We start from the raw sequence: 21,839 nt of genomic DNA, 5'->3' as shown, positions 1-21,839 counted from the left end.
CGCCGCACGCACCGCCAGGCCGAGTGCGGCGCGCGCAGGACCGGTCCGCAAGCGGCGGATGGCGATGCCGGCGACAGCCAGCTCGTGGGCGGCCCGCGATGCCGGCGGCAGCGGCGAGGGATCGAAGCCGTCCAGCCTGCGCTCGGCTTCGTCGAGATGGCCGATCAGCAGCAAGCGCCGGACTTCGAGGTTGCGCGCATGTGCGGCATTGACGCGGTCGCCATGCCTTTCAAGCGTCGCCCGCGCGGCGTCGAGTGTCTTGGCCGGCCAGGCGAGGTCCCGCGAGACGAGCGCGATCTCGGCCTCGGCGACTATACACCTCGCGCGGGCCACGGCCTCCCTCGGGCTGAATGCGTGTGCCGCCCTTTTTAGAAGAACCTTCGCCCGAGCCAGGTCGCCAAGCTGCGCCATTGCGATACCGCGCAACGCCAGTGCCGGCGCATCGTCGCGCAGCGCAACCCGCTTCAAGGCGCCGAGCGGATCGCCCGCCGCAAGCGCATGCGCCGCGGCCGTGATCAGCGAGTCCATCGGAATCCCGTCACACTTGTCACTCCCATGGCTTCGACATCCGGCGCTAAGTCCATCTCACCAACCAGTCGTATCGACAACGGCGACTGTAGCCAACCTGAGTTGCGGCGCGCCAACCTTGAGTCGCGGCTAGATTGTGCACTGGGCTCGAACGCAACGATAAGCACTAGGAGAGACGCAGTGAAGATCGAAGGTACAGCCATCCTGGTGACTGGCGCCAATCGGGGCATCGGTCGGGCACTGGTCGAGGAAGCCCTGAGCAGAGGCGTAAAGCGCGTCTATGCCGCAACTCGCCAATCCATGGCCCACCCGGACCGGCGTGTGACGTCCCTGACCATGGATGTGACCAACGTTGCGCAGATCCGGGAGGCCGTCGAGAAGATCGATGCTCTCGATATCCTCATCAACAACGCCGGCGTATCGCCCTTCGATGACCTCAGCGACCGTCGTGTGCTCGAACAACAACTCGCCGTAAACCTCTTCGGATCGTATGACGTTACCCAGGCTCTGCTGCCGTTGCTGGCCCGGTCGCGGGGAGCCATCGTCAACATTCTGTCGCTGGCCTCGATTGCCGCCGTGCCGTTCAGTCCGGCTTATTCGGTCTCGAAGGCGGCCTCATTCTCGCTGTCGCAGTCGTTACGCACCCTTTTGGCCGGACAGGGTGTCAGCGTCCACAGGGTCCTTCCTGGCCCCGTGGACACGGATATGACCCGGGGCCTGGACATAGCGAAGGCCTCTCCGGAGTCTGTTGCGCGGGCAATCCTGGACGGCGTGGAGAATGGCGAGGAGGAGATCTTCCCCGATCCCATGTCGGAATCCGTGGCGGAGGGCTGGCGCAGCAGCGCGGTCAAGGCGCTTGAACGCCAGTTTGCAGCCTATGCGGAAGCAAGCCCGGCAAGCGAAGCAAGCCCGTCGAGCAGTGGGCATGAAGGAAAGAGCGAAACGATTACCCGCGAGGCCCATCCTTGCTGCTCGGCCTGAAACTGCGGACGCTTATGCAGGGGTCGCGGCATCGCCGCCCCTCGGCGCCGCCCCGACCCCTCACGGCGCGCAGAGATGCCTCCTGATGTCCGGAGCAAGTTGACCGATCAGTTGCGGTCGTCGGGGAAACTTGGAATAGGCAAGAATTCGACGCCATCCTCGGCGAGGCTCTTGGCCTCCTCCAGCGTCGCCTCGCCATAAATGCCGCGCGGATCGCTCTCGCCAAAATGGATCTTGCGCGCTTCCTCGGCAAATTTGTCGCCAACATAATCGGCGTTCTCGCGCACCTTCTCGGCAAGCGCCTTGAGCTGCGCCAGCGCCTGCTTTTGTGCCTCGCCCATGGCCAGCGCGATCTTCTCCTGGCCGCGCCCGGTCGAGACGGCAGGCGCCATCAGCGCCTTCTCGACCTTGTGCGAGCCGCAGGCCGGGCAATCGATGAAACCGCGCCTCTTCTGTGTGTCGAAATCGTCGTTGCTGCGGAACCAGGCCTCGAATTCGTGCTCGTGTTCGCAGATCAGGGAAAAGCGGATCAAGAGGCGGCACCCCTGAGCGGCATTGCCTCCGCCGAACCGGCGTTTACGGCAAAATCGCGTGCGTTTTTGAGATTCGGTATCTTCTTGCGCGCGGCGACTGACTGCACCGGGTCGATCTCGGCGACAATCACCGCCGGCTCGTCATGCGCCGCCTCGGCGACGATGCGGCCCCAGGGATCGACGATCAGCGAATGGCCATAGGTTTCGCGGCCGTCCTCGTGCACGCCGCCTTGCGCCGCGGCAACCACATAGGCGCCGTTCTCGATGGCGCGCGCCCTGAGCAGCACATGCCAATGCGCTTCGCCGGTCTGGCGGGTGAAGGCGGCGGGCACCGAAAGCAGATTGGCGCCGGCCAGCGCCTCGGCACGGAACAGCTGCGGAAAGCGTAGATCGTAGCAGACGGCAAAGCCGAGCTTCACGCCATTGATTTCGGCGACGACGGCCTCGGTGCCAGGCTCATAGGCGGCGGATTCGCGCCAGCTCTCGCCATTGTCGAGATCGACATCGAACATGTGGATCTTGTCGTAGGTGGCAATCGTGGCACCGTCCGGCCCGAACAGAAGGGCGCGGTTGGCAAGCTTGCCGTCGGCGCGCAGAATGGCGGTCGAGCCGATATGCAGGAAGATGCCGAGCTCCTTGGCCAGCCTCCGCGACGTCGAGACGACGATGTCCTTGTCTTCGGAGGTGAAGGAAGCGGCCCGCGCTTGGCTGTCGCGGATCAGCGCGCCGGTCATTTCCGGCGTCTGGACATAGGACGCGCCAAGACCTGCCGCCTCGCGGACCAGCCGTTCCAGATCGACCGCATTGCGCTCCGGACTGGTTCCCGAACGCATCTGGATCGCCGCGGCCTTGAAAGCACCCATCGTCATGTCCTTACCTGGTCGAGCCGTTGGCGAGCAATCCGTCCAGCCGTCCTTCCGCCTCCAATTCGTGGAGATCGTCAGAGCCGCCGACATGCGTGTCGCCGATGAATATCTGCGGAAAGGTGGAACGGCCATGGGCCCGGGAAATCATTTCCTGGCGCAGTTCCGGCGAGAAGGAGGCGTCGTGCTCGGTATAGGCGACGCCCTTCCTGTCGAGCAGCCGTTTGGCCGCGGTGCAATAGCCGCACATCATCCGCGTGTAGATCGTCACATCGACCATCGGTCAGCAATCCTGCCTCGTTCTGCTGTCATATAGGCTATATAGGCGCCGATTCGTCGGCCCGAAAGTCCCCCGGCAGCACGCGCGCGAAGGTCAGTACGTCGACCGCGCCGGCACCGCCCTTCGTCAATGCCCTGGCAACCGCGCGGACGGTGGCGCCGGTGGTGTAGACATCGTCGATCAGCAGCACCCGGCGGCCGGCGATTTCGATCTCCGCCTCATCAGGCACTTTGAATGCGGCGCGAACATTTTCCTCGCGTTCCCGCCGCTCCAGCCCGACTTGCTGGCGCGTGAGTTTGACGCGCTTGATGGCTGATGGCGCGAAAGGCCGCTCCCCGAGCTGCGCCACCGCCCGCGCCAGTTCCGCGGACTGGTTGAACTGCCGTCGGAAGAAACGCCGCCAGTGCAGCGGCACCGGCACGACCACGTCGGCCTCGGCGATGAGCTCGGCACCGGCGCGAAGCATCCAGCGCGCCATCCACGGCGCCAGATCGGTGCGGTCCTGGTATTTCAGCCCTTGCACCATCTGGCGGGCAACGCCGGAATAGGCAACCGCCGCTCGCGCGCGTTCGAACGGCGGCGGGTCGGCTATCGCCTCCGCCGACAGGAAACCCTCACCCATACTGTGGGTGAACGGCGTGCCCATCACCGGGCACCACGGCCGTTCCAGCAGCCTGAGTTTCGGCCAGCAGGCGCCGCACAACACGCCGGGCTGCGAGACATGGCGGCGGCAGCCGGCGCAGACCGGCGGGAACAAGAGGCGCGCTGGCCAGCCCAATGCCTTGCGGGCAATGCTCTTGATCGCAATACGCTTGATCTCTGGCATGGGATCGGCCACGTGGTTGGTCCTTCGCATCACTATATCAGAGAGCGAAGCACAAGGACCTGCCCATTGCAGCCTGTAATCGACACCTCGCTCTGGCTGGCGCGCAAGCGCCGGGCACTGGCCCGTCCCATCGTCGGCGCGGATTTCCTCATGCGGCGGGCGGCCGAGGATCTTGCCGACCGGCTCGACGCCGTCGAACGCAGGTTCGGCAAGACGGCCTCATTGTTTTGCCAGACGCCGGCAGCAGCAGAGGTGCTCGCTGAAAGCGGCAAGGTGACGGAAAACGTGCGCGTCGAGGCCGACGCCGCTTTCCTGGCCGGCCAGCCAGGAGTGGTAGCGCCGTTGGAAACCGTGCCATTCGAACCGGAAAGCCTCGACCTCGCAGTCTCGCTGCTGTCGCTGCAGGCGATGAACGACATTCCCGGCATGCTGGTGCAGATCCGCCGGGCGCTGAAGCCGGACGGGCTTTTCCTCGGCGCCTTCGCCGGCACAGGCACGCTCTCCGAACTGCGCGAAAGCCTGCTTGCCGCCGAGACCGAGCTCTATGGCGGCGCTAGCCCGCGTGTGATCCCGTTCACCGACGTCCGCGACGCCGGCGCGCTGCTGCAGCGCGCCGGCCTGGCACTGCCGGTGGCCGACGTCGAGACGATCACGGTGCGCTACGATTCGCTATTTGGCCTGGTCGCCGACCTGCGCGCCATGGGCGAGACCAGCGCGCTTGTCGACCGCAGCAGGCGGCCGGGCACGCGAGCGCTGTTCGCGCGCGCCGCCGAAATCTATGCGGAGCGGTTTTCGGATGCCGATGGCCGCGTCAGGGCGAGTTTCTCGGTGGTCTGGATGTCAGGCTGGGCGCCCGATGCCTCTCAGCAAAAGCCGCTGAAGCCGGGCTCCGCAAAAATATCGCTGAAGACAATCCTGGAAAACCCCGGCGGCCCCTGAGCGTATCCTTGCGCAAAAGCTAAGCGTATCCCATCAAAGCTAAGCGGGTCACTGCGCAAAAGCGTTGGCAAGCCTGCTGCTGTTGTCGCTGAACAGCCACTGAATCGCATCGGCAGCCCGGCCGACACCAGCGACAATGGCAAGCGACAGCACGGCAACGATCAAACCATATTCGATAGCCGTCGCACCCCTCTCGTCTTCTAAAAATCGTTGCAGCAAGATTTTCATGGGCGCCCATCCCTCTTGCCCGAACCTAGCGCCGACCCGTTAAGAAAGGTTAACGCGACAGGCTTAACGCGCGGTGAACCAGCCGCATTCTAGGAAACAGCCGAATCCTAGATATTTGTTGAGGAGTCAGCAGTCGCCGCTGCTTCTGCCATCGGCCCGTATAACGCAGACCGAACTGGGCAGCGGCTGCAGCACGCTCTTGCGTAGCGTATAGCTATCGCGCTGGCCGATCGAGCCGGTGCTCATCGTATCAAGCCCGTCGCGGGCAAACTGCGAGCGGGTCCGGCTGTCGAGGTAGGGCGTCGCGATCAAGGCCAGAGCCACCGCGGCCGAGCCGAACAAAAGGGCGATGCGCAATATTCCCATGCCGGCATTGGCGGCACCAGGAAGGCGGTCGGGCCAAGGCGAGTCCCAGTCCTTGTCGAGGCTCATGCAAAATCGCTCCCCAGCGGTGGAATCGGCGTAACCGCCTAGCGTCAATTTTTCACGGCTAGATAAATCTTTCATTAACGCCTGCTGCCAGCGTTGCGGCGCTGCCCGCTTACGGAGGTCGGCCGTTAGAGCAGATCGATGAGGAACTGGATCAGGGGGGCATCGGCCGGCGGCATTGGAAAATCGCGCATCTGGCGCGGCCGCACCCATTTCAGCACCTGGCCTTCCTTCGGCTGGGCAATGCCGCGGAATCGACGGCAGACGAACAGCGGCATCAGCAGGTGAAAATCATCGTAGGAATGGCTGGCGAAGGTGAGCGGCGCCAGACAAGGGATGTCGGTCTCGATGCCGATCTCCTCGTACAATTCGCGGATCAGGCATTGTTCCGGCGTCTCACCGGGCTCGACCTTGCCGCCTGGAAACTCCCACAGGCCGGCGAGTTGCTTGCCTTCGGGCCGCTGCGCCAACAGCACGCGCCCGTCGGCATCGACCAGCGCGCAGGCCGCGACCAGGAGCAGGCGTTTGCCGACCGTATCCAAGCCGCTCATGCGCCTTGTGGCCGGCGATAGTGATAGCGATAGACTTCGTCGAATCCGAGCGAACGGTAGAGCGCCAGCGCCGGCGCGTTGTCCGCCTCGACCTGCAGCCAAGCTTCCCGCGCCCCGCGCAGCCGCGCCCATTTCAGCGCCGACCGGATGAGATGGCGGCCATGGCCCTGGTTGCGCACCGATCTGTCGGTGGCAATCTCAAACAGGCCGGCAAGATCGCCGTCATGTACGCAGATCAACGTTGCCAGCGGCTCGCTGCCGGCCTCCAGCGCAAACAGTCCGGCCTCCGGCTGGATGGCGCCGATGATCTCCGACAGGCCCGGCCGCAGCGACACATCCGAGCCGCTCACCTTGAGTGCGGCACCGATGAAACGGCTGATGTCCTTCAACGGAATCTGGTCCATGGCGTCGTCGAGCGTGGCGTCCGCCAGCGGCAGCCGCATGACCAGCGATTCGGCGAATATGCTCCAGCCCTCGCTGTCGAGGTACTTTGAAAGATCCGGGCCCGACAGCGGCGAGATGCGAAAGGTCAGCGGCCTGCCATAGGCGTCGAAGCGGCGGCTGGCGCGACCGATGCGCTCAGCAATGTGCTGGATGTCGCCCGGATCGAGCGGATTGACCGAATTCAGCCGCTTGGCCGGGTGGCCGGCCGTCAGCCGCACCACCCAGGTACCGTCATAATGGACGGCGGCCGCCGGCCAGGCGCGAAAGCCGGCCGCCTCATAGCGGCGCACGATCGCCAACACGCTTGCCGGATGTCTGGAAGCCAACGCCATCAGCTCCGATAATCGCCGTTTATGGCGACATATTCCTTGGTGAGATCGCAGGTCCACACCGTCGCCTTGCCGCGGCCGATGCCGATATCGGCGCGGATGCGGATCTCGTCGCGCTTCATATACGCCGAAGTCGCCTCCTCGGAATAGGCGGCGTCGCGCTCGCCCTGATAGGCCAGGCGGTTGTCGCCGAACCAGATCGACAGAAGGTCGCGGTCGGCCGGTTCGCCGGCCTTGCCGACGGCCATGACGACGCGGCCCCAATTGGCGTCCTCGCCGGCGACCGCCGTCTTGACCAGCGGCGAATTGGCGATCGACAGCGCGATGCGCTTGGCCGAGCGAGCCGATTTGGCCCCGGTGACGATGACCTCGACCTGCTTGCGGGCGCCCTCGCCGTCGCGCACCACCTGCAGTGCCAGCGATTTCAGCACCTTGCCGAGGGCACGGCGGAAGGCGCCGAGGCGCGCATCCTTGGGGTCGGAAATTGCCGGCGCGCCGCGCCTGGCGGCAGCACCCGTGGCGAACATCAGCAGCGTATCGCTGGTCGAGGTGTCACTGTCGACGGTAACCGCGTTGAAGGTCTTGGCCGTGCCGCGCGACAAGAGGTCCTGCAGCACGGGTGCTGCGATCGGCGCGTCGGTGGCGATGAAGGAAAGCATCGTCGCCATGTCGGGCGCGATCATGCCGGCGCCCTTGGCGATACCGTTGATGGTGACGTCGGCATCGCCGAGCCTGACCGTCACGGTCGCCAGTTTGGGATAGGTGTCGGTGGTCATGATCGCCTTGGCGGCTTCGGTCCACAATTCCGGCTTGCCGTCCTTGACCAGGCCGGCCAGCAGATGGCTGAACTTGCCGGCGTCGAGCGGTTCGCCGATCACGCCGGTCGAGGCCAGGAACACCTCGCCCGCTGTGCAGCCGGCCGCCTTCGCCGCCACCTCGCCCGTGAGTGCCGTCGAGGCGCGGCCCTTCTGACCGGTAAAGGCATTGGCATTGCCGGAATTGACCACCAGCACGCGTGCCTTGCCAGCCACGAGGTTCTGCCGGCAGAAATCGACCGGCGCCGACGGGCATTTCGACCTGGTGAACACGCCGCCGACGGTGGTGCCGGCGTCGAACACCATGGCCAGCAAGTCGGTGCGGTTCTTGTATTTTATGCCGGCCTCCGCGGTGGCGATGCGCACGCCCTCGATCACCGGCATCTTGGGATATTTCTTCGGCGCGAGCGGCGAAACCTGTGCGGACATGGAAGACCTCGGGCGGGAAAAATCGCGAAAGGAACGCCGGTTTGCCCGATAGCACGCGCCGGCGCAAGGCGTTTTCACAGCCGTTATGGCTACCGGAAGCCTGACACCTGCCGCGGCCGCAAGCAGGCTGTTGCAAATTTGTTGGTGTCGCTGCGACCGATAGCGCTATGATCCTGCCCCATGGGCAGGCTTGTGGTCTTGGCACTGGCGTTTCTGGGCTTTCTGCTGCTGCACGCCGATGCGCAGACGGCGCGGCGCGTGGCGCTTGTGGTCGGCAACGGCAGCTACGCCGAAGCCGGCACGCTGGCCAATCCGGTCAACGATGCGCTCGACATCGCCGACAAGCTGCGCGCCATCGGTTTCGAGGTGATCGAAGGCAACGATCTCGGCAAGCGCGAGCTCGAACGCAAGATCGGCGAATTCTCCGATGCGCTGCAAGGTGCCGGTGCCGGGTTGTTCTACTATTCCGGCCACGGCCTGCAGGTCGACGGGCGCAACTTCATCGTGCCGGTCGACGCCAGGCTGGACATGCCGGTCAAGCTGCAACTCGAGGCGGTGCCGATCGACGAGGTTCTCGACATCATGGAGCAGCAGACCAAGGTCAGCCTGGTCTTCCTCGATGCATGCCGCAACAACCCGTTTGCCCGAAGTCTCAGCCGCAGCGCCACGACGCGCTCGGCGACGGCTCTCGCCGGCCTTGCCCAGTTCGAGTCGACACGCGGCTCCTTCATCGCCTTCTCGACGGCGCCTGGCGCCGTCGCAATGGACGGGACGGGGCGCAACTCGCCCTTCGCCGCGGCGCTTTTGCGGCACATGGCCGAGCCCGGACAAAGCATCAACGACATGATGATCGCGGTGCGCCGCGACGTCGTTTCCGCAACGCGCGAGGCGCAGCGTCCCTGGGAGCAGGGGTCGCTGCTCGAGCGTTTCGAATTCGTTCCGGGCGGAGACACTGCCCAGCAACCGAAACCGGCCGTCAGCCCGGCTCCCGCGTCGCAGGTGGCTGCGCTCGGACGCTCCGTCGGCGACGAGGGTGCCATCGAAAAATTCTTGCGCGAAAACTATCTGGCGCCTGATGCCAGGAGAATGCGCGAAACCGTCAAGCGGCTTTACGGTTCGTCGGCCACCATCTACGGCACGCGTTACGACAGCGAGGCCATCGTCAAGGTCAAGACCGACTGGTTCGCGCAATGGGCGTCGTGGTCGTTCGGTCTCGAGCCCGGCAGCCTCGAGGTGACGCCGCACGGCAAGGATCGTGCCGACGTGGTTTTCGCCATGAACTACGACTATGTGCCGAAAAACAAATCGGCGCAGCGCCTGACCGGCAAGGCGCGGGTGACGCTGGAACTCGTTCTGGCCGACGGCGAATGGCGCGTTGCGTCGGAAACGTCGCAAGCGCTGGAATGACCGTCACCGGACGGTCGGGTTGAGGAAGCCACGAAACATCCGCTGCACGCCCGGAATCAGTCCCCAGATCATGATCGAGACCATCAGCGGCGCGATGACCAGCGTACGCTGCCAGATCTGCCATTCCTGTGTCAGCAGAAAAACCACGTACAAAATGGCAGTGATCAGCGGATAGACGCCGAGCAGCACCAGCAGGGCGAAGCGCAGGCGCGAAAAACGTGTGGCGACGGCCGAAGTCATTGCTGTTCTCTTATCGTTACGGAACGTTTCGTTTCGTATAAAACGGATCGTTCCGTTTCGTCAAGAGTTGTATATGATGGCTGCTGAAATCGGGGGTAAGGACAAAGAAATGGGCGAAATCACCGATCCCGGACGCAGGTCAGCCGGCGCACGGCGCAGCCCCGAAAGCGCCGATGCCATTCTCGATGCCGCCGAGGCGGTGCTGGTCGAAGCCGGCTATTCCGGCTTCTCGATCGAGGCGGTGGCGCGCCGCGCACGTGCCGGAAAACCGACGATCTATCGCTGGTGGCCAAGCAAGGCCGCCTTGCTGCTTGACGTTTACCAGCGGCAAAAGCGCGTCGACAATCCCGATACCGGGAACCTTACGGAAGATCTCGTCGGCTTCCTGAAGAGCTTGTTCGCGCACTGGCGCGACACATCGTCGGGCAGCGTGTTCAGATCGCTGATCGCCGAGGCGCAGTCGGACGAAAAAGCCGCCGCCGCCCTTGCCGAATACGCGAGAGGGCGTCGCATCCACACAGGCCAGATGGTCGAACGCGCCAAAGCAAGGGGAGAGGTGGCAGCCGGTGTCGATGCCACTGTCGTCGCCGACTTGATTGCCTCGTTTGCCTGGGCGCACCTTCTGACAGACCGCCTGGACGAGGACGAGGCGATCTTACGCAGGGCGGTCGGCTATATCTTGAAAGGCATCGTCGCTGAGGATGCCGGCGACGCCACGGCGGTCCGGCGGCGGCGTCGACGCATCCTCGCGCGCCCTACCAAATAGAAGCGACAGGGCGGCAGCGCGCCCTGTCTTAGCCCAATCTGGCTTATTTGGCGCTTTCCAGCGCGTCGACCGTCTTCTTCAGGTTCGCATCGGGGATGTCGACCTTGGCGTTGGCGCGCAGCGATTTGACCAGCGCGAAATACTTGTCGCGGATGACCGCCTGGCGCGCCTGGTCCTTGACCTGGTCGAACGCCGGCGGCTGCTTGGTGCGTTTGTCCTCAACCTTGATGACATGCCAGCCGAACTGCGACTGCACCGGCTGCTCGGTGTATTTGCCGACCGCCAGCGCAAACGCCGCCTTGTCGAACTCCGGCACCATCTGGCCAGGTCCGAACCAGCCGAGATCGCCGCCGCTGGTCTTGCCGCTCGGATCGCTGGTGTGCTCGTTGGCGAGTTTCTGGAAGTCGGCGCCGCCGTCGAGCTGCTTGATGATGGCGTCGGCCTCTTCCTTCGTCTTCACGAGGATGTGACGGGCGTGCACCTCGTTGGTGGGCGGCGTGTTGGCGATTTCCTGGTCGTAGCGGGCGCGGACCTCGGCATCGGTAACCTTGTCGATGACGCCCTTCTCGACCATTTCGCCATGCAGCGCGCGCTGCTGCAGGAAGGCCATGCGGCGCTGGAAGTCGGGATCCTTGTCGAGGCCGGTAGTCACTGCCTGAGCCGCCATGACGCGGATTTCGATCGCCGCCGACAGTGCCGCGGCGCGGCGCTGCTCGGGCGGAAGCTGCGCGAACTGCTGCGACAGCTCGCCCTCGGCAAGCCCAAGGTCTGCCTCGGTCAGCGTCTGGCCGTTGATGGTGGCGACCACGGCGTTCGGATCGACCGGCTTGGCCGCCGGGGCGGGTGCTGCCGGCTGGGCAGGGGCGGCTTCCTGTGCCATCAGCGGCGACAGCGAGAGGGCCGACAGGCCGAATGCCAGACCAAGGCTGGCGAGCGACGCACGGCGGAACAATACAGACATTACGATTATCTCCAAAGCAGGGTAGCTAGAGCGGAATGGCTTCCAGACCAGCAGGATTGTGGCGGAATTTGGCGCGGTCGACAGGGCGAGCGCGGCGTTGACATCGAATGAGCCCCCTCTTATCTGTCCAACGACTTTGCGTCCAGAACCGTTTTCCGGGCGCTTTTTGCGTTTGTCCGCGTTCACGTGGATTTGATGGGGCCAGCCGGCGCCCGTCGCAACGACTTGGAATGCTATCGAAAGGGCCATTGGATGGTCAGTCTCGGCGGTCTCGCCCGTAAGGTTTTCGGCTCCTCCAACGATCGTCGGGTCAAATCGACCCGGCCCCGCGTCGAGGCGATCAATGCCATGGAAAACGAGATGCGGGCGCTCTCCGACGCCGAGCTTCAGGCCCGCACCGACAAATTCCGCCAGGACATCGCCAACGGCGCCAGCCTCGACGACCTACTGGTGCCGGCCTTCGCTACCGTCCGCGAGGCCGCCCGTCGCGTGCTCGGCATGCGGCCGTTCGACGTTCAGCTGATCGGCGGCATGGTGCTGCACAATGGTGGTATTGCCGAGATGCGGACCGGTGAAGGCAAGACGTTGGTGGCGACGCTGCCGGTCTATCTCAACGCGCTCGCCGGCAATGGCGTCCATGTCGTCACCGTCAACGACTATCTGGCCACGCGCGACTCCGAATGGATGGGCCGCGTCTACAAATTCCTCGGCCTTAAGGTCGGCGTCATCGTCCATGGCCTGTCCGACGAGGAGCGTCGCGTCGCCTACGCCGCCGACGTCACCTACGCCACAAACAACGAGCTCGGCTTCGACTATCTGCGCGACAACATGAAGTACGAGCGCGCCCAGATGGTGCAGCGCGGCCATAGCTACGCCATTGTCGACGAGGTCGATTCGATCCTGGTCGACGAAGCCCGCACGCCGCTGATCATTTCCGGTCCGCTCGAGGACCGTTCGGAAATGTACAACACCATCGATACCTTCATCGTCCAGCTGCAACCGCAGGACTACGAGATCGACGAGAAGCAGAAGACCTCGATCTTCACCGAGGAAGGCACCGAGAAGCTGGAGAACATGCTGCGCGATGCCGGCCTGCTCAAGGGCGAGTCGCTCTATGACGTCGAGAACGTCGCCATCGTCCACCACGTCAACAACGCGCTGAAGGCGCACCGGCTGTTCCAGAAGGACAAGGACTATATTGTCCGCAACGGCGAGATCGTCATCATCGACGAGTTCACCGGCCGCATGATGCCCGGCCGCCGCTATTCGGAAGGCCTCCACCAGGCGCTCGAAGCCAAGGAGCATGTGGCGATCCAGCCGGAGAACCAGACGCTCGCCTCAGTCACCTTCCAGAACTATTTCCGCCTCTACAAGAAGCTCGCCGGCATGACCGGCACGGCGCTGACCGAGGCCGAAGAATTCGCCAACATCTACAATCTCGACGTCACCGAGATCCCGACCAACCTGCCGGTCATCCGCATTGACGAAGACGACGAGGTCTACCGGACGGTCGAGGAGAAATACAAGGCGATCGTCAAGGAGATCAAGGAAGCCCGCGCCAAGGGCCAGCCGACCCTGGTCGGCACCACCTCGATCGAGAAATCCGAGCAGCTGGCCGAGCGCCTGCGCAAGGAAGGTTTCAAGGATTTCGAGGTGCTGAACGCCCGCCACCACGAGCGCGAGGCGGCGATCGTCGCCCAGGCCGGCAAACCCGGCGCCATCACCATCGCCACCAACATGGCCGGCCGCGGCACCGACATCCAGCTCGGCGGCAATGCCGACATGCGCATCGCCGAGGAGCTTGGCGACATGCCGGCTGGCCCCGAGCGCGAGGCCAAGGAAAAGGAAATCCGCGACGACATCGCCCGGCTGAAGGAAAAGGCGCTCGCCGCCGGCGGCCTCTATGTGCTGGCCACCGAACGCCATGAATCGCGCCGCATCGACAACCAGTTGCGCGGCCGCTCAGGCCGTCAGGGCGATCCCGGGCGGTCAAAGTTCTTCCTGTCGCTGCAGGACGATCTGATGCGCATCTTCGGTTCCGAGCGCATGGACGGCATGCTGCAGAAGCTCGGCCTCAAGGAAGACGAGGCAATCATCCATCCCTGGATCAACAAGGCGCTGGAAAAGGCGCAAAAGAAGGTCGAGGCGCGCAACTTCGACATCCGCAAGAACCTGTTGAAATATGACGACGTCTCCAACGACCAGCGCAAGGTGGTGTTCGAGCAGCGCCTCGAGTTGATGGACGGCGAAGGCCTATCCGAGACCATCACCGAGATGCGCGAAGGCGTCATCGAGGAGATCGTCGCCAAGAACATTCCCGAAAACGCCTATGCCGAGCAGTGGAACGTCGCCGGGCTCAAGGCCGAGATCGCCGAATTCCTCAACCTCGATCTGCCGGTCGAGGACTGGGTCAAGGAAGAAGGCATTGCCGAGGACGACATCCGCGAGCGCGTCAGCCAGGCCGCCGACGCCGCCGCCAAGGAGCGCGCCGAGCGCTTCGGCCCCGACGTGATGACCTATGTCGAGCGTTCCGTGGTGCTGCAGACGCTCGACCACCTGTGGCGCGAGCACATCGTCAATCTCGACCATCTGCGCTCGGTCGTCGGCTTCCGCGGCTATGCGCAGCGCGATCCGCTGCAGGAGTACAAGAGCGAGGCCTTCGAGCTGTTCCAGGCGATGCTGGGCAATCTGCGCCAGGCCGTCACGGCGCAGCTGATGCGCGTCGAGCTGGTCCGCCAGGCGGCGGAAGCGCCACCGCCAGAGGCGCCCGACATGTTCGGCAGCCATATCGACGGCTCGACCGGCGAGGACGATTTCGAAGGCGGCGACACGGCCGTCCTGGTCCGCCAGGAGACCAACGCCATCGTCGCCCCCGAAAACCGCGACCCGAAGAACCCGGCCACCTGGGGCAAGATCGGCCGCAACGAAGCCTGCCCCTGCGGGTCGGGCAAGAAGTACAAGCATTGCCACGGGGCGTTTGCGTAAGGCGCTGCTTTGCTTCGCCCCGTTCGCGGGGAGAAGGTGCCCAAAGGGCGGATGAGGGGCAGCGGAGGCGTTGGCAATTAGCCAATCTCCGCACCTGAGCGGGAGATGGCCGGCAGGCCAGAGGGGGCGCTCAGCCTTTTTGGCGATTTTAGGGCGACGCTCTGGCGTCATATTCTCGGTCCGCTTCGGGCCGCCTTTCGCGCCCAGCGCTTTCGCGGCAGGTCTTTACCGTCGTCAACCACGTCATCGGATTCCTCGCCTGTAGCAATACGCATGACGTGGACGGCATTGCCGATCACGTCGGCAGGACGCTTCTGGCCTTTAGGTCCGGTTGGCATTCCTAGTTCTCGGCATGGCTAAAGACGACAGCGCCGTTGTCCTTACGAACTTCAACGGACACGATTCCATCGTCACCCTTTCGGGTTTGAAACATGGAGGTTGCATGATCTTTCGCGGTCTTCTCGTCGTCGAAGATCACCTTGTCGACGATGCCCTGCCTTCCATACCAGATGACAGTGTAGACCATTGTTGCTGCCGTGCGTTCCGCTCAGCATATAGGCGTTTCGCATATGGGGCAAACGGGATAGGCGTTTCCGCGGATTTCAAACTGAGACACTCCCGAGCAGGTTGAAGGGTTGCGCGAATGATGAATATGAAGCAGCCAGCGCCGCGCCTCATCCGCCTGCCGGCAGCTTCTCCCCGTATAGAGACGGGGCGAAGGGAACTTCCCACCCAACCGTTTCTTAATGTGTCTCCGCTACACCAAGCCCCTGTAAATTGGCGGGAAAACGGAGAGTATTGGGTGCGCTTTTCCGCGGCGACGACAGCCGGGCGGTTCCTGCCGCAGCGCCTTGCGCTGCGCATAAGGCCGCTGCTTGGCCTGATCGATGCCGTGCTGTTCACCGCCGGCGAGCGCGGCGAAGCCGGCCGCATGTCGCTGATCGCCTTTTCGGTCCGCATCGTCAGCGCCGTCATCGCCTTCGTCAGCCAGGTCCTGATGGCGCGCTGGATGGGCTCGTTCGAGTACGGCATTTTCGTCCTCGTCTGGGTGACCATGGTCATCGTCGGCAATCTCGCCTGCCTCGGCTTCCACACCTCTGTCATCCGCTTCATCCCCGAATATCGCGCGCGCGGCATGATGGCCGAATTGCGCGGCATCGTGCGGGCCAGCCGGCTGTTCGTGCTGATTGCCTCGACTGCGATCGCCGGCCTCGGCGCGCTCGGCGTCTGGCTGCTGTCGGCCTATATCGAAAACTACTATGTCGTGCCGTTCATCCTCGGCATCATCTGCCTGCCGATGATCGCCATGTCCGACCTTCTGCAAGGGCTGGCGCGGGCCAATTCCTGGGCGCTGTTTGCGCTGTCGCCGACCTTTCTGGTGCGGCCGCTGCTGATCCTGGCGTTCATGGCGTTGATGCTGCTGGCGGGCTATGCGCCGGACGCCAGAACGGCGATCTTCGCCGCGATCGCCGCCACCTACGCCACCACGCTCGGTCAGCTCATCGGCGTGACGTCGCGCATGGACAGAAGGATCCCGGCCGGGCCGATGAAATTGCATCTCGGCCAATGGTTCATCGTGTCGCTGCCGATCTTCCTGGTCGAGAGCTTCTTCTTCCTGCTCACCAATGCCGACGTGCTGATGGTCGGCGCCTACCTCGATCCCAACGACGTCGCCGTCTATTTCGCCACCGTCAAGACGCTGGCGCTGGTGCATTTCGTCTATTTCGCCGTCAAGGCCGGCGTCGCCCAGCGCTATGCGCAGTTCACCCATGGCGAGCCGCACAAGCTCGCCGCCTTCGCCCGCGAAACCGTGTCGTGGACCTTCTGGCCGTCGCTGGCGATGGCGCTGCTCGTGCTGGCCCTGGGCGAGCCGATGCTGACCCTGTTCGGCCCGGAATTTTCCGCCGGCTATCCGCTGCTGTTCCTGCTGGTGTTCGGCGTCGTCGCGCGGGCCGCCGTCGGCCCTTGCGAAAGCCTGCTCACCATGAGCGGCAACCAGAACATCTGTGCTGCCGTCTACGCCATGACGCTGGCCTTCAACATCGCGCTTAGCGTCGTGCTGATCCCGCTCTTCGGCCTGTGGGGCGCGGCGATGGCCACCGTCTTCGCCATGATCTTCGAGGCCGGCGCGCTGTCCTTTACGGTCTGGCGCAAGCTCGGCATCGCCATGGTCATTTTCGTGCCCGCCAAAGGAGCCGCCTGATGGCTGCCGTCCCCTTGCTCGAGGAAACCAGCGGCGGCCCGGCCGGCGCCATGGTGTCCGGCCTTGCCGGGCTTGCCCGCGAAGCCGATCCCGCCCATGTCGAGATCCTCGCCAACAACCGGCCCGAGCGCAAGCTTGCCATCTATCCGGCCTCCGCCGGCTTCGACCTGGTCGAGGAGCTCGACTATCTCTGTACCCGCACGATCGAGCCCAACGTCTTCTTCAATCCGCGCTTCCTGGCGCCGGCCATGCCCAGGCTCGAGGACCGTGAGGTGCGGCTGGCCGTCATCCGGGACGGCGACCAGTATCGCAACCGGCTGCGCCTGCTGGTGCCGTTCTCGGTCGAGCGACCGGTGGTGCCGCTCGGCGTTCCCGTCATGCGCACCTGGTCGAGCCCGTTCGGCCCGATCGGCACGCCCCTGGTCGACCGCGACGATCCGATCGGCGTCATCGAGGATTTCTTCGCGATGCTGTCGAGGCCGCATCTCAAGCTGCCGAAGGTCTTCGTGCTGCCCGACATAAGGCTGGACGGCCCGGTGGCGAGCCTGCTCGCCAGCGTCGCCGAGACGCGCGGCCTGACGCTGGTCACCACCGGCAAGGCCGACCGACCGGTGCTCGAAAGCGCGCTCGATGGCGAGGAATATCTGAAAGCTTCGCTGCGCGCCCACCATTATCGCGAGTTCCGCCGCCTGAAGCGCCGCCTCGCCGACCTCGGCCGGCTGGAGCATGTCGTGGCGCGCGGGCCTGACGAGATCCGCCACGCCATCGAAAATTTCCTGACACTGGAGGCTGCCGGCTGGAAAGGCCGCGAGCGCACCGCCATGGCGATCGACCGCTACCGCGCCGCCTTCGCCCGCGAAGCGGTGCACCGGCTGGCCGAGCAGGATCTCTGTCGCATCCATTCGCTGACGCTCGACGGCCGCACCGTCGCCTGCCTGGTCGTCTTCGTCGAGGCCGGCGTCGCCTACACCTGGAAGACCGCCTATGACGAGACGCTCGCTGCCTATTCGCCGGGCACGCTGCTGATGATCGAGGTGACCAGGCAGCATCTCGACGACCCCAACATCATGATGACCGATTCCTGCGCGGTGCCCGACCATCCGGTGATGAGCCGGCTGTGGACGGAGCGCAGGCCGATGGGCACGCTGGTGATCGGGCTGACGCCGGACGCCGACCGCCCCGCCCGCCAGGCGGCGTCGCAGCTTCACCTCTATCGCGAGACCCGCAACATGGCGCGCCTGCTGCGCAACCGGATGAGGAGCCTGTTGCGCCGGCGCTAGTGCATGGGGTCCAAAGCGGGACCCGGCCCGGCCGTCCGTCTCCGCACCGTCGGCTCTCTCGGGCCTAGGTCGTCAGGGTTAATTCTCCCGATCAGCGGAAAGGATTAGCATCGACGCAGTCCCAACCGGGATGAGGCGATCAATTACGGCCGCGCGTCCAGCATCACTGCCGCCTCGGTCCTGCACGGCCAGAAGAAAAAAATCTGGGAGGAATGCATGATGAAAACAACTCACTTCAGGCGTGTCGGTATCCTCACCTTGGCAGGTCTCGTTGGCGCGTGTCTGAACGCCGCCACTCCTCGGGCGGCCGAACCCGACAAAGCCGAGATCGATGCCCTGCGTAAATCGCTGTCCAGGTATGAAGACTACAAGGTTGCCATTCGCGAGCTTTATCTATCGACGGTAGGATGCGTCTTCTACAGCGGCGAAAAGGTAGAGGGGGCGATGGACTACCCGAAGGGCGCGATGGGCATCCATTTCGTCAACGTCACGACTGTCGGCCCGACCGCGGATCCGACGCGCCCCAATGTGCTGATCTATGAGCCGGTCGGCGGCGAATTGCGCCTGGTCGGCGCGGAATGGCTCGTGCCCTTGACGCCGGACACAAAGGAGCCGCCGAAGCTCTTCGGCCAGACATTCCAGGGGCCGATGGAGGGGCATTACCCGCTCATCCCGAAGGAGTTCCACCACTACGACCTTCACGCCTGGCTGTTCAAGGACAACCCGCTCGGAATGTTCAGCCCGACGAACCCGGACGTGAAATGCGACAACTATCCGTTTCCGATGCCGGAGCAGCCAACCAAGATGGTGCCGGGGCCGATGTAATAGCGGCCTGGCTGCGATCCGAGCTTGCCAGGAAAGGCAGCCGGACCTCAAAGGCGTTATCCCGGAGGACGCTCCTGGGATAACGTCCAACCAAAAGCCCGTTCCCGGAACCTTCGGACTCGTTTCGCCGTTTGGCAATCACGACTCGACCCTGCCGCGGGTTGACAAAAGGCGTTCCAAGGAGCCGACCGCGAAACGACGGAGGACCAAGTGAAAAGCCTGATCCAGACAGGATTGTCCGCAGCCGTTTCGGGTACGATCGTCAGCTTCGCCACGACAGCTGCGCTGGCCCTGCTTGCAAGGCGGGAAGGCAAAGGCGCCCTGCAGCCCACGAATGCGACCAGCCACTGGCTCTACGGCGAACAGGCCGCGTCGGTGCGGCGGGGTGACGTGGCGCACACGCTCGTCGGCTATGGCACGCATCACGCTTCCTCCATCTTCTGGGCATTCCTTTTCGAACTATGGCTCGCCTCGAGGCCGCCGCGTCCGTCGCTTCTGATATTTCGCGATGCGTTGGCGGCAGCGGCCATTGCCGCGGCAACAGATTATGGCTTCGTGCCGAAGCGGTTGACGCCAGGTTGGGAGACGGTGCTGCCGAAGCGATCTATCGCGGCGACTTTTGTGGTGATGACGGTCGGTCTAGCGATGGGCGGCATGATCAACAAGGAATTGCACCGCCAGCATTAGGGACAGGGATTTGAGACAGATGCTTCGCACGGCGCGTTCACATCATCGCGACGGGCGGATCGCCGCGCTCGTCCCATTCTGCGGCATCTCCACCTCATCGGGAACCTTTCTCAAGGGACATGGTTCCGAATGTGCGGCGAAAGCGTGCTGCTCATTCCTGCTATCGCCAAGGAGATTCGACCATGAAGCTTCGCGAGTTGTTGGATCAAGTAAAGGACCTGCCGCCGGACACCTTGGTCTGTGCCGCCGAAATCGATGAAGCCTTTGCAGTCAACATTGTTGGCGTTGAAGCTGTCGAGAGCGCCAGAATCCAAAGCCGCAAACCGGATGGCACCGAAGCTGTCGAACTCGCCAACGGGACCGACAAAGTCATCGTGATCCGCTGGTGAAAACCGGGGAAGTTGCGTTCAACAGCATGACGTTCCGCTCCACTGTGGGGCGCTGAATTGCAAATGCTGGCAGCCTATCGATGGCGGCGGTCGCCTATGGCTTGGTGGGCATGGCTTGGACGAAAGCCGCCATTTGGCGTTCGAGCGCTTTGAACGCGCTTCCGCGCCAGCTCTCGGCCATGGATGCCGATTTTGGATCAGGGAAGATTTCCTCTTCCCCTCGCGCCATGCCGTCCAGGATGCCTTTCGCGACGCTCTCCGCGGAGCTCTTCGGTATATCGGCGTCTCTGCTCATGTCGGTGTCTATGGGACCGGACAGGACTGCATGAACGCTCACGCCACGAGCGCCGGCGAGAGCACGTACCGATTGCGTCATGGAAAACGCGGCGGCCTTCGACAGTGAGTAAGACGGAATAATCGGGAAGGGAACGAGAGCCGCTTCCGACAGGATGTTGACCACGGCGCCGCGCGAATGCGTGAGCAGCGGCAGGAATGCGTGGGTTACGCCATGCACGCCGAGCAGGTTGACGGCGAGGTGTCGCTCAAGCGCAGCACGATCGCCAAGATCGTCGTAGAGCCCGATGCCGGCGTTGTTGATGAGGATATCGAGAGACCCGATCCGCTCGACAGCCGCCCCAATCTGCACCGCATCGGTCACGTCCAGGATCAGCGGCGTGACGCGCCGATCCGCGTGGGCGAGCGGTTTGCGCGCGCCGGCATAGACCCGGTTCGCACCCCGTCTCAATATTTCCTCGACCAGCGCCTTGCCGAGGCCGCGGTTGGCCCCGGTCACGAGAACGGCTTTGTTTGTGACTTCCATCGATTTCGGCACGACGATCTCGCCTCCTCTTGCATGAATGCAAGCCATTCGTTCTTGCATCATGCAAGTAGGCTATGGTTTTCTGTTCCACGCTTGGACGCCGTCTCCCCCGTTGCATTGCTCCAGGGCAGCCGGCGCTATCGCCGGGCGAACCCTTGCAACTAGGACCCGACTTCCAACGTCGTGTAGGAGATCGGCGAAGGCCGCTCCAGGAAGGCGCCGGTTATGGCCGAAACGAAATTCTTAGCGTCCGCCGAGCGTAGAAAAGCGTCGCGCTCCTGCTTCGATGCCCAGCGCTCGACGCAGATGGTAACATGGGGCTCTGCCTCCGAGCGAAAGACGCTATAGTCGATGCACCCGCTTTGCTTGCGGGCCGCCCCCGCCACGTCCCGCAGGGCATTCCGCACCTTGCTTTCGATGCCGGGCTTCGCCGCTGCCGTCGTCATGACGATCATCCCGGCGCCATCGCCTGCCGCCTTGCGCTCGACGGCGCCGAGGTCCTCGTTTTGCGGCACAACCGTTGGGTTGGCGTTCTCTTCGCCCTTGTTGGGTTGCCCCTTGCCCGTCGAAATCAGGTCGCGGAGACTCGCGACATAGAAGCGCCACGAGTCATGGCAGACATCGTAGCATTCTTCACTCGGCTTCAGCCCGACATGGGTGAAACGCAGTTCGGTCCCCTTATCAGTCGGCGCGATCTCGAAGACCACGTCCGTGCCGGTCCACTCGGTCGCATCCTTGACGAAGTTGAAGTAGTTCTGAGCGACGTGCCAGACGACCTTCTTGCCAGGCACAAGCTCCGTGACCTTGAATGTGCCGCGGTGGATATCCTTGAAATGATAGTAGAATATCGCACCGAGCTTGTTGGTATCGCCATCTATATCTTCCGACCACCAGGCTCGCGGATTGACAATCGCGGCAAAAACCTCTTCGGGGCTTTGCTTAACGACGAATGACGTCGTGTAATCTTCTTTCTTTTTCATAGCATATCTCCTGTCTGGATCTGATTGGTTGATGGACACCCGAAATCTCGGGCGATGAAGTGGAGCGACGCTCTCTCGACCTCTGTCGCTTGCATCATGCAAGCACAATGCATACTTGCAT

General features: G+C 63.7%; 24 protein-coding genes and 1 pseudogene. 10 read left to right on the top strand and 15 right to left on the bottom strand.

Annotation, left to right across the window (positions count from 1 at the left end):
- Positions 1-528 (bottom strand): annotated as a pseudogene (locus NKI63_RS09890) (helix-turn-helix domain-containing protein); the annotation flags it as partial.
- 180 nt (positions 529-708) lie between these two features.
- Between NKI63_RS09890 and NKI63_RS09885 the strand changes: the two are divergent.
- Positions 709-1,509: an SDR family NAD(P)-dependent oxidoreductase gene (locus NKI63_RS09885; RefSeq protein WP_352821264.1), complete on the top strand. Its 801-nt coding sequence runs from the start codon at positions 709-711 to the stop codon at positions 1,507-1,509.
- Between the two features lie 107 nt (positions 1,510-1,616).
- On the opposite strand, the gene NKI63_RS09880 is transcribed toward NKI63_RS09885, so the two are convergent.
- Genes NKI63_RS09880 through NKI63_RS09865 form a run of 4 tightly spaced genes read right to left on the bottom strand, consistent with a single transcriptional unit; the run spans position 1,617 to position 4,023 of the window.
- Complete coding sequence (locus NKI63_RS09880; RefSeq protein WP_352691004.1) at positions 1,617-2,042, bottom strand: DUF1178 family protein; 426 nt, start codon at positions 2,040-2,042, stop codon at positions 1,617-1,619.
- Positions 2,039-2,905, bottom strand: a complete 867-nt coding sequence (locus NKI63_RS09875) for a carbon-nitrogen hydrolase family protein (RefSeq protein ID WP_352751154.1) — start codon at positions 2,903-2,905, stop codon at positions 2,039-2,041. The genes NKI63_RS09880 and NKI63_RS09875 overlap by 4 nt, the downstream gene beginning before the upstream one ends.
- A gap of 10 nt (positions 2,906-2,915) precedes the next feature.
- Positions 2,916-3,185, bottom strand: coding sequence for a glutaredoxin 3 (gene grxC, locus NKI63_RS09870; RefSeq protein WP_254816699.1), 270 nt, complete (start codon positions 3,183-3,185; stop codon positions 2,916-2,918).
- Positions 3,186-3,222: 37 nt separating this feature from the next.
- The gene (locus NKI63_RS09865; protein WP_254816698.1) at positions 3,223-4,023 is read right to left on the bottom strand and encodes a ComF family protein; all 801 of its coding nucleotides are present in this window, start codon (positions 4,021-4,023) and stop codon (positions 3,223-3,225) included.
- A gap of 54 nt (positions 4,024-4,077) precedes the next feature.
- Between NKI63_RS09865 and NKI63_RS09860 the strand changes: the two genes are divergently transcribed.
- Positions 4,078-4,950 carry a methyltransferase domain-containing protein gene (locus tag NKI63_RS09860; RefSeq protein ID WP_352505143.1) on the top strand — a complete coding sequence of 291 codons (873 nt, stop codon included), beginning with the start codon at positions 4,078-4,080 and terminating at the stop codon, positions 4,948-4,950.
- Between the two features lie 48 nt (positions 4,951-4,998).
- Here the strand turns inward: NKI63_RS09860 and NKI63_RS09855 are convergent, their stop codons facing one another.
- The 5 genes from NKI63_RS09855 to argJ form a co-directional block, all read right to left on the bottom strand.
- Positions 4,999-5,178: a Flp family type IVb pilin gene (locus NKI63_RS09855; protein WP_352505142.1), complete on the bottom strand. Its 180-nt coding sequence runs from the start codon at positions 5,176-5,178 to the stop codon at positions 4,999-5,001.
- Between the two features lie 126 nt (positions 5,179-5,304).
- Positions 5,305-5,610, bottom strand: a complete 306-nt coding sequence (locus NKI63_RS09850) for a hypothetical protein (protein ID WP_352505141.1) — start codon at positions 5,608-5,610, stop codon at positions 5,305-5,307.
- Between the two features lie 125 nt (positions 5,611-5,735).
- Positions 5,736-6,158 carry a (deoxy)nucleoside triphosphate pyrophosphohydrolase gene (locus NKI63_RS09845; protein ID WP_352491816.1) on the bottom strand — a complete coding sequence of 141 codons (423 nt, stop codon included), beginning with the start codon at positions 6,156-6,158 and terminating at the stop codon, positions 5,736-5,738.
- The gene (locus tag NKI63_RS09840; RefSeq protein ID WP_352505140.1) at positions 6,155-6,934 is read right to left on the bottom strand and encodes a GNAT family N-acetyltransferase; all 780 of its coding nucleotides are present in this window, start codon (positions 6,932-6,934) and stop codon (positions 6,155-6,157) included. Before NKI63_RS09840 ends, NKI63_RS09845 begins: the two co-directional genes overlap by 4 nt.
- The gene (gene argJ, locus NKI63_RS09835) at positions 6,934-8,175 is read right to left on the bottom strand and encodes a bifunctional glutamate N-acetyltransferase/amino-acid acetyltransferase ArgJ (protein ID WP_352821259.1); all 1,242 of its coding nucleotides are present in this window, start codon (positions 8,173-8,175) and stop codon (positions 6,934-6,936) included. The genes NKI63_RS09840 and argJ overlap by 1 nt, the downstream gene beginning before the upstream one ends.
- Positions 8,176-8,355: 180 nt before the next feature.
- Between argJ and NKI63_RS09830 the strand changes: the two genes are divergently transcribed.
- Positions 8,356-9,582, top strand: coding sequence for a caspase family protein (locus NKI63_RS09830; RefSeq protein ID WP_352821257.1), 1,227 nt, complete (start codon positions 8,356-8,358; stop codon positions 9,580-9,582).
- 3 nt (positions 9,583-9,585) lie between these two features.
- Here NKI63_RS09830 and NKI63_RS09825 read toward each other — a convergent pair whose 3' ends face one another.
- On the bottom strand, positions 9,586-9,822 hold the full coding sequence (locus NKI63_RS09825) for a putative antibiotic biosynthesis monooxygenase (protein ID WP_352737898.1): 237 nt from the start codon (positions 9,820-9,822) through the stop codon (positions 9,586-9,588).
- Positions 9,823-9,931: 109 nt separating this feature from the next.
- Here NKI63_RS09825 and NKI63_RS09820 point away from each other — a divergent pair, with 109 nt between their 5' ends.
- Positions 9,932-10,588 carry a TetR/AcrR family transcriptional regulator gene (locus NKI63_RS09820; RefSeq protein WP_352821255.1) on the top strand — a complete coding sequence of 219 codons (657 nt, stop codon included), beginning with the start codon at positions 9,932-9,934 and terminating at the stop codon, positions 10,586-10,588.
- Between the two features lie 43 nt (positions 10,589-10,631).
- Here NKI63_RS09820 and NKI63_RS09815 read toward each other — a convergent pair whose 3' ends face one another.
- A complete protein-coding gene (locus NKI63_RS09815; RefSeq protein ID WP_352821252.1) occupies positions 10,632-11,549 on the bottom strand; it encodes a peptidylprolyl isomerase in 918 nt (305 codons plus the stop codon).
- Positions 11,550-11,801: 252 nt separating this feature from the next.
- Here NKI63_RS09815 and secA point away from each other — a divergent pair, with 252 nt between their 5' ends.
- Positions 11,802-14,534, top strand: coding sequence for a preprotein translocase subunit SecA (secA, locus tag NKI63_RS09810; RefSeq protein WP_352821249.1), 2,733 nt, complete (start codon positions 11,802-11,804; stop codon positions 14,532-14,534).
- A gap of 340 nt (positions 14,535-14,874) precedes the next feature.
- Here the strand turns inward: secA and NKI63_RS09805 are convergent, their stop codons facing one another.
- Positions 14,875-15,060, bottom strand: a complete 186-nt coding sequence (locus NKI63_RS09805) for a hypothetical protein (protein WP_031194557.1) — start codon at positions 15,058-15,060, stop codon at positions 14,875-14,877.
- A gap of 276 nt (positions 15,061-15,336) precedes the next feature.
- On the opposite strand from NKI63_RS09805, the gene NKI63_RS09800 reads away from it, so the two are divergent.
- The 5 genes from NKI63_RS09800 (at position 15,337) to NKI63_RS09780 (ending at position 19,918) form a co-directional block, all read left to right on the top strand.
- The gene (locus tag NKI63_RS09800) at positions 15,337-16,737 is read left to right on the top strand and encodes a lipopolysaccharide biosynthesis protein (RefSeq protein WP_352821246.1); all 1,401 of its coding nucleotides are present in this window, start codon (positions 15,337-15,339) and stop codon (positions 16,735-16,737) included.
- Positions 16,737-18,017 carry a GNAT family N-acetyltransferase gene (locus tag NKI63_RS09795; RefSeq protein WP_352505132.1) on the top strand — a complete coding sequence of 427 codons (1,281 nt, stop codon included), beginning with the start codon at positions 16,737-16,739 and terminating at the stop codon, positions 18,015-18,017. Before NKI63_RS09800 ends, NKI63_RS09795 begins: the two co-directional genes overlap by 1 nt.
- A gap of 216 nt (positions 18,018-18,233) precedes the next feature.
- Entirely contained in the window at positions 18,234-18,842 is a 609-nt protein-coding gene (locus NKI63_RS09790; protein ID WP_352505131.1) for a hypothetical protein, read from the top strand.
- A gap of 210 nt (positions 18,843-19,052) precedes the next feature.
- Positions 19,053-19,529, top strand: a complete 477-nt coding sequence (locus NKI63_RS09785) for a hypothetical protein (protein WP_352505130.1) — start codon at positions 19,053-19,055, stop codon at positions 19,527-19,529.
- Between the two features lie 182 nt (positions 19,530-19,711).
- Positions 19,712-19,918 carry a sugar phosphorylase gene (locus NKI63_RS09780; RefSeq protein ID WP_352505129.1) on the top strand — a complete coding sequence of 69 codons (207 nt, stop codon included), beginning with the start codon at positions 19,712-19,714 and terminating at the stop codon, positions 19,916-19,918.
- Between the two features lie 94 nt (positions 19,919-20,012).
- On the opposite strand, the gene NKI63_RS09775 is transcribed toward NKI63_RS09780, so the two are convergent.
- Positions 20,013-20,786, bottom strand: coding sequence for an SDR family NAD(P)-dependent oxidoreductase (locus NKI63_RS09775; RefSeq protein WP_352777795.1), 774 nt, complete (start codon positions 20,784-20,786; stop codon positions 20,013-20,015).
- Between the two features lie 113 nt (positions 20,787-20,899).
- Positions 20,900-21,718 (bottom strand): antibiotic biosynthesis monooxygenase, encoded by an 819-nt coding sequence (locus tag NKI63_RS09770; protein ID WP_352777796.1) that lies wholly within the window; start codon positions 21,716-21,718, stop codon positions 20,900-20,902.
- Positions 21,719-21,839 lie beyond the last annotated feature (121 nt).

Source organism: Mesorhizobium sp. M0410, assembly GCF_040321435.1.
Lineage (GTDB): Bacteria > Pseudomonadota > Alphaproteobacteria > Rhizobiales > Rhizobiaceae > Mesorhizobium.
This window is presented reverse-complemented; position numbering and strand designations above follow the sequence as displayed.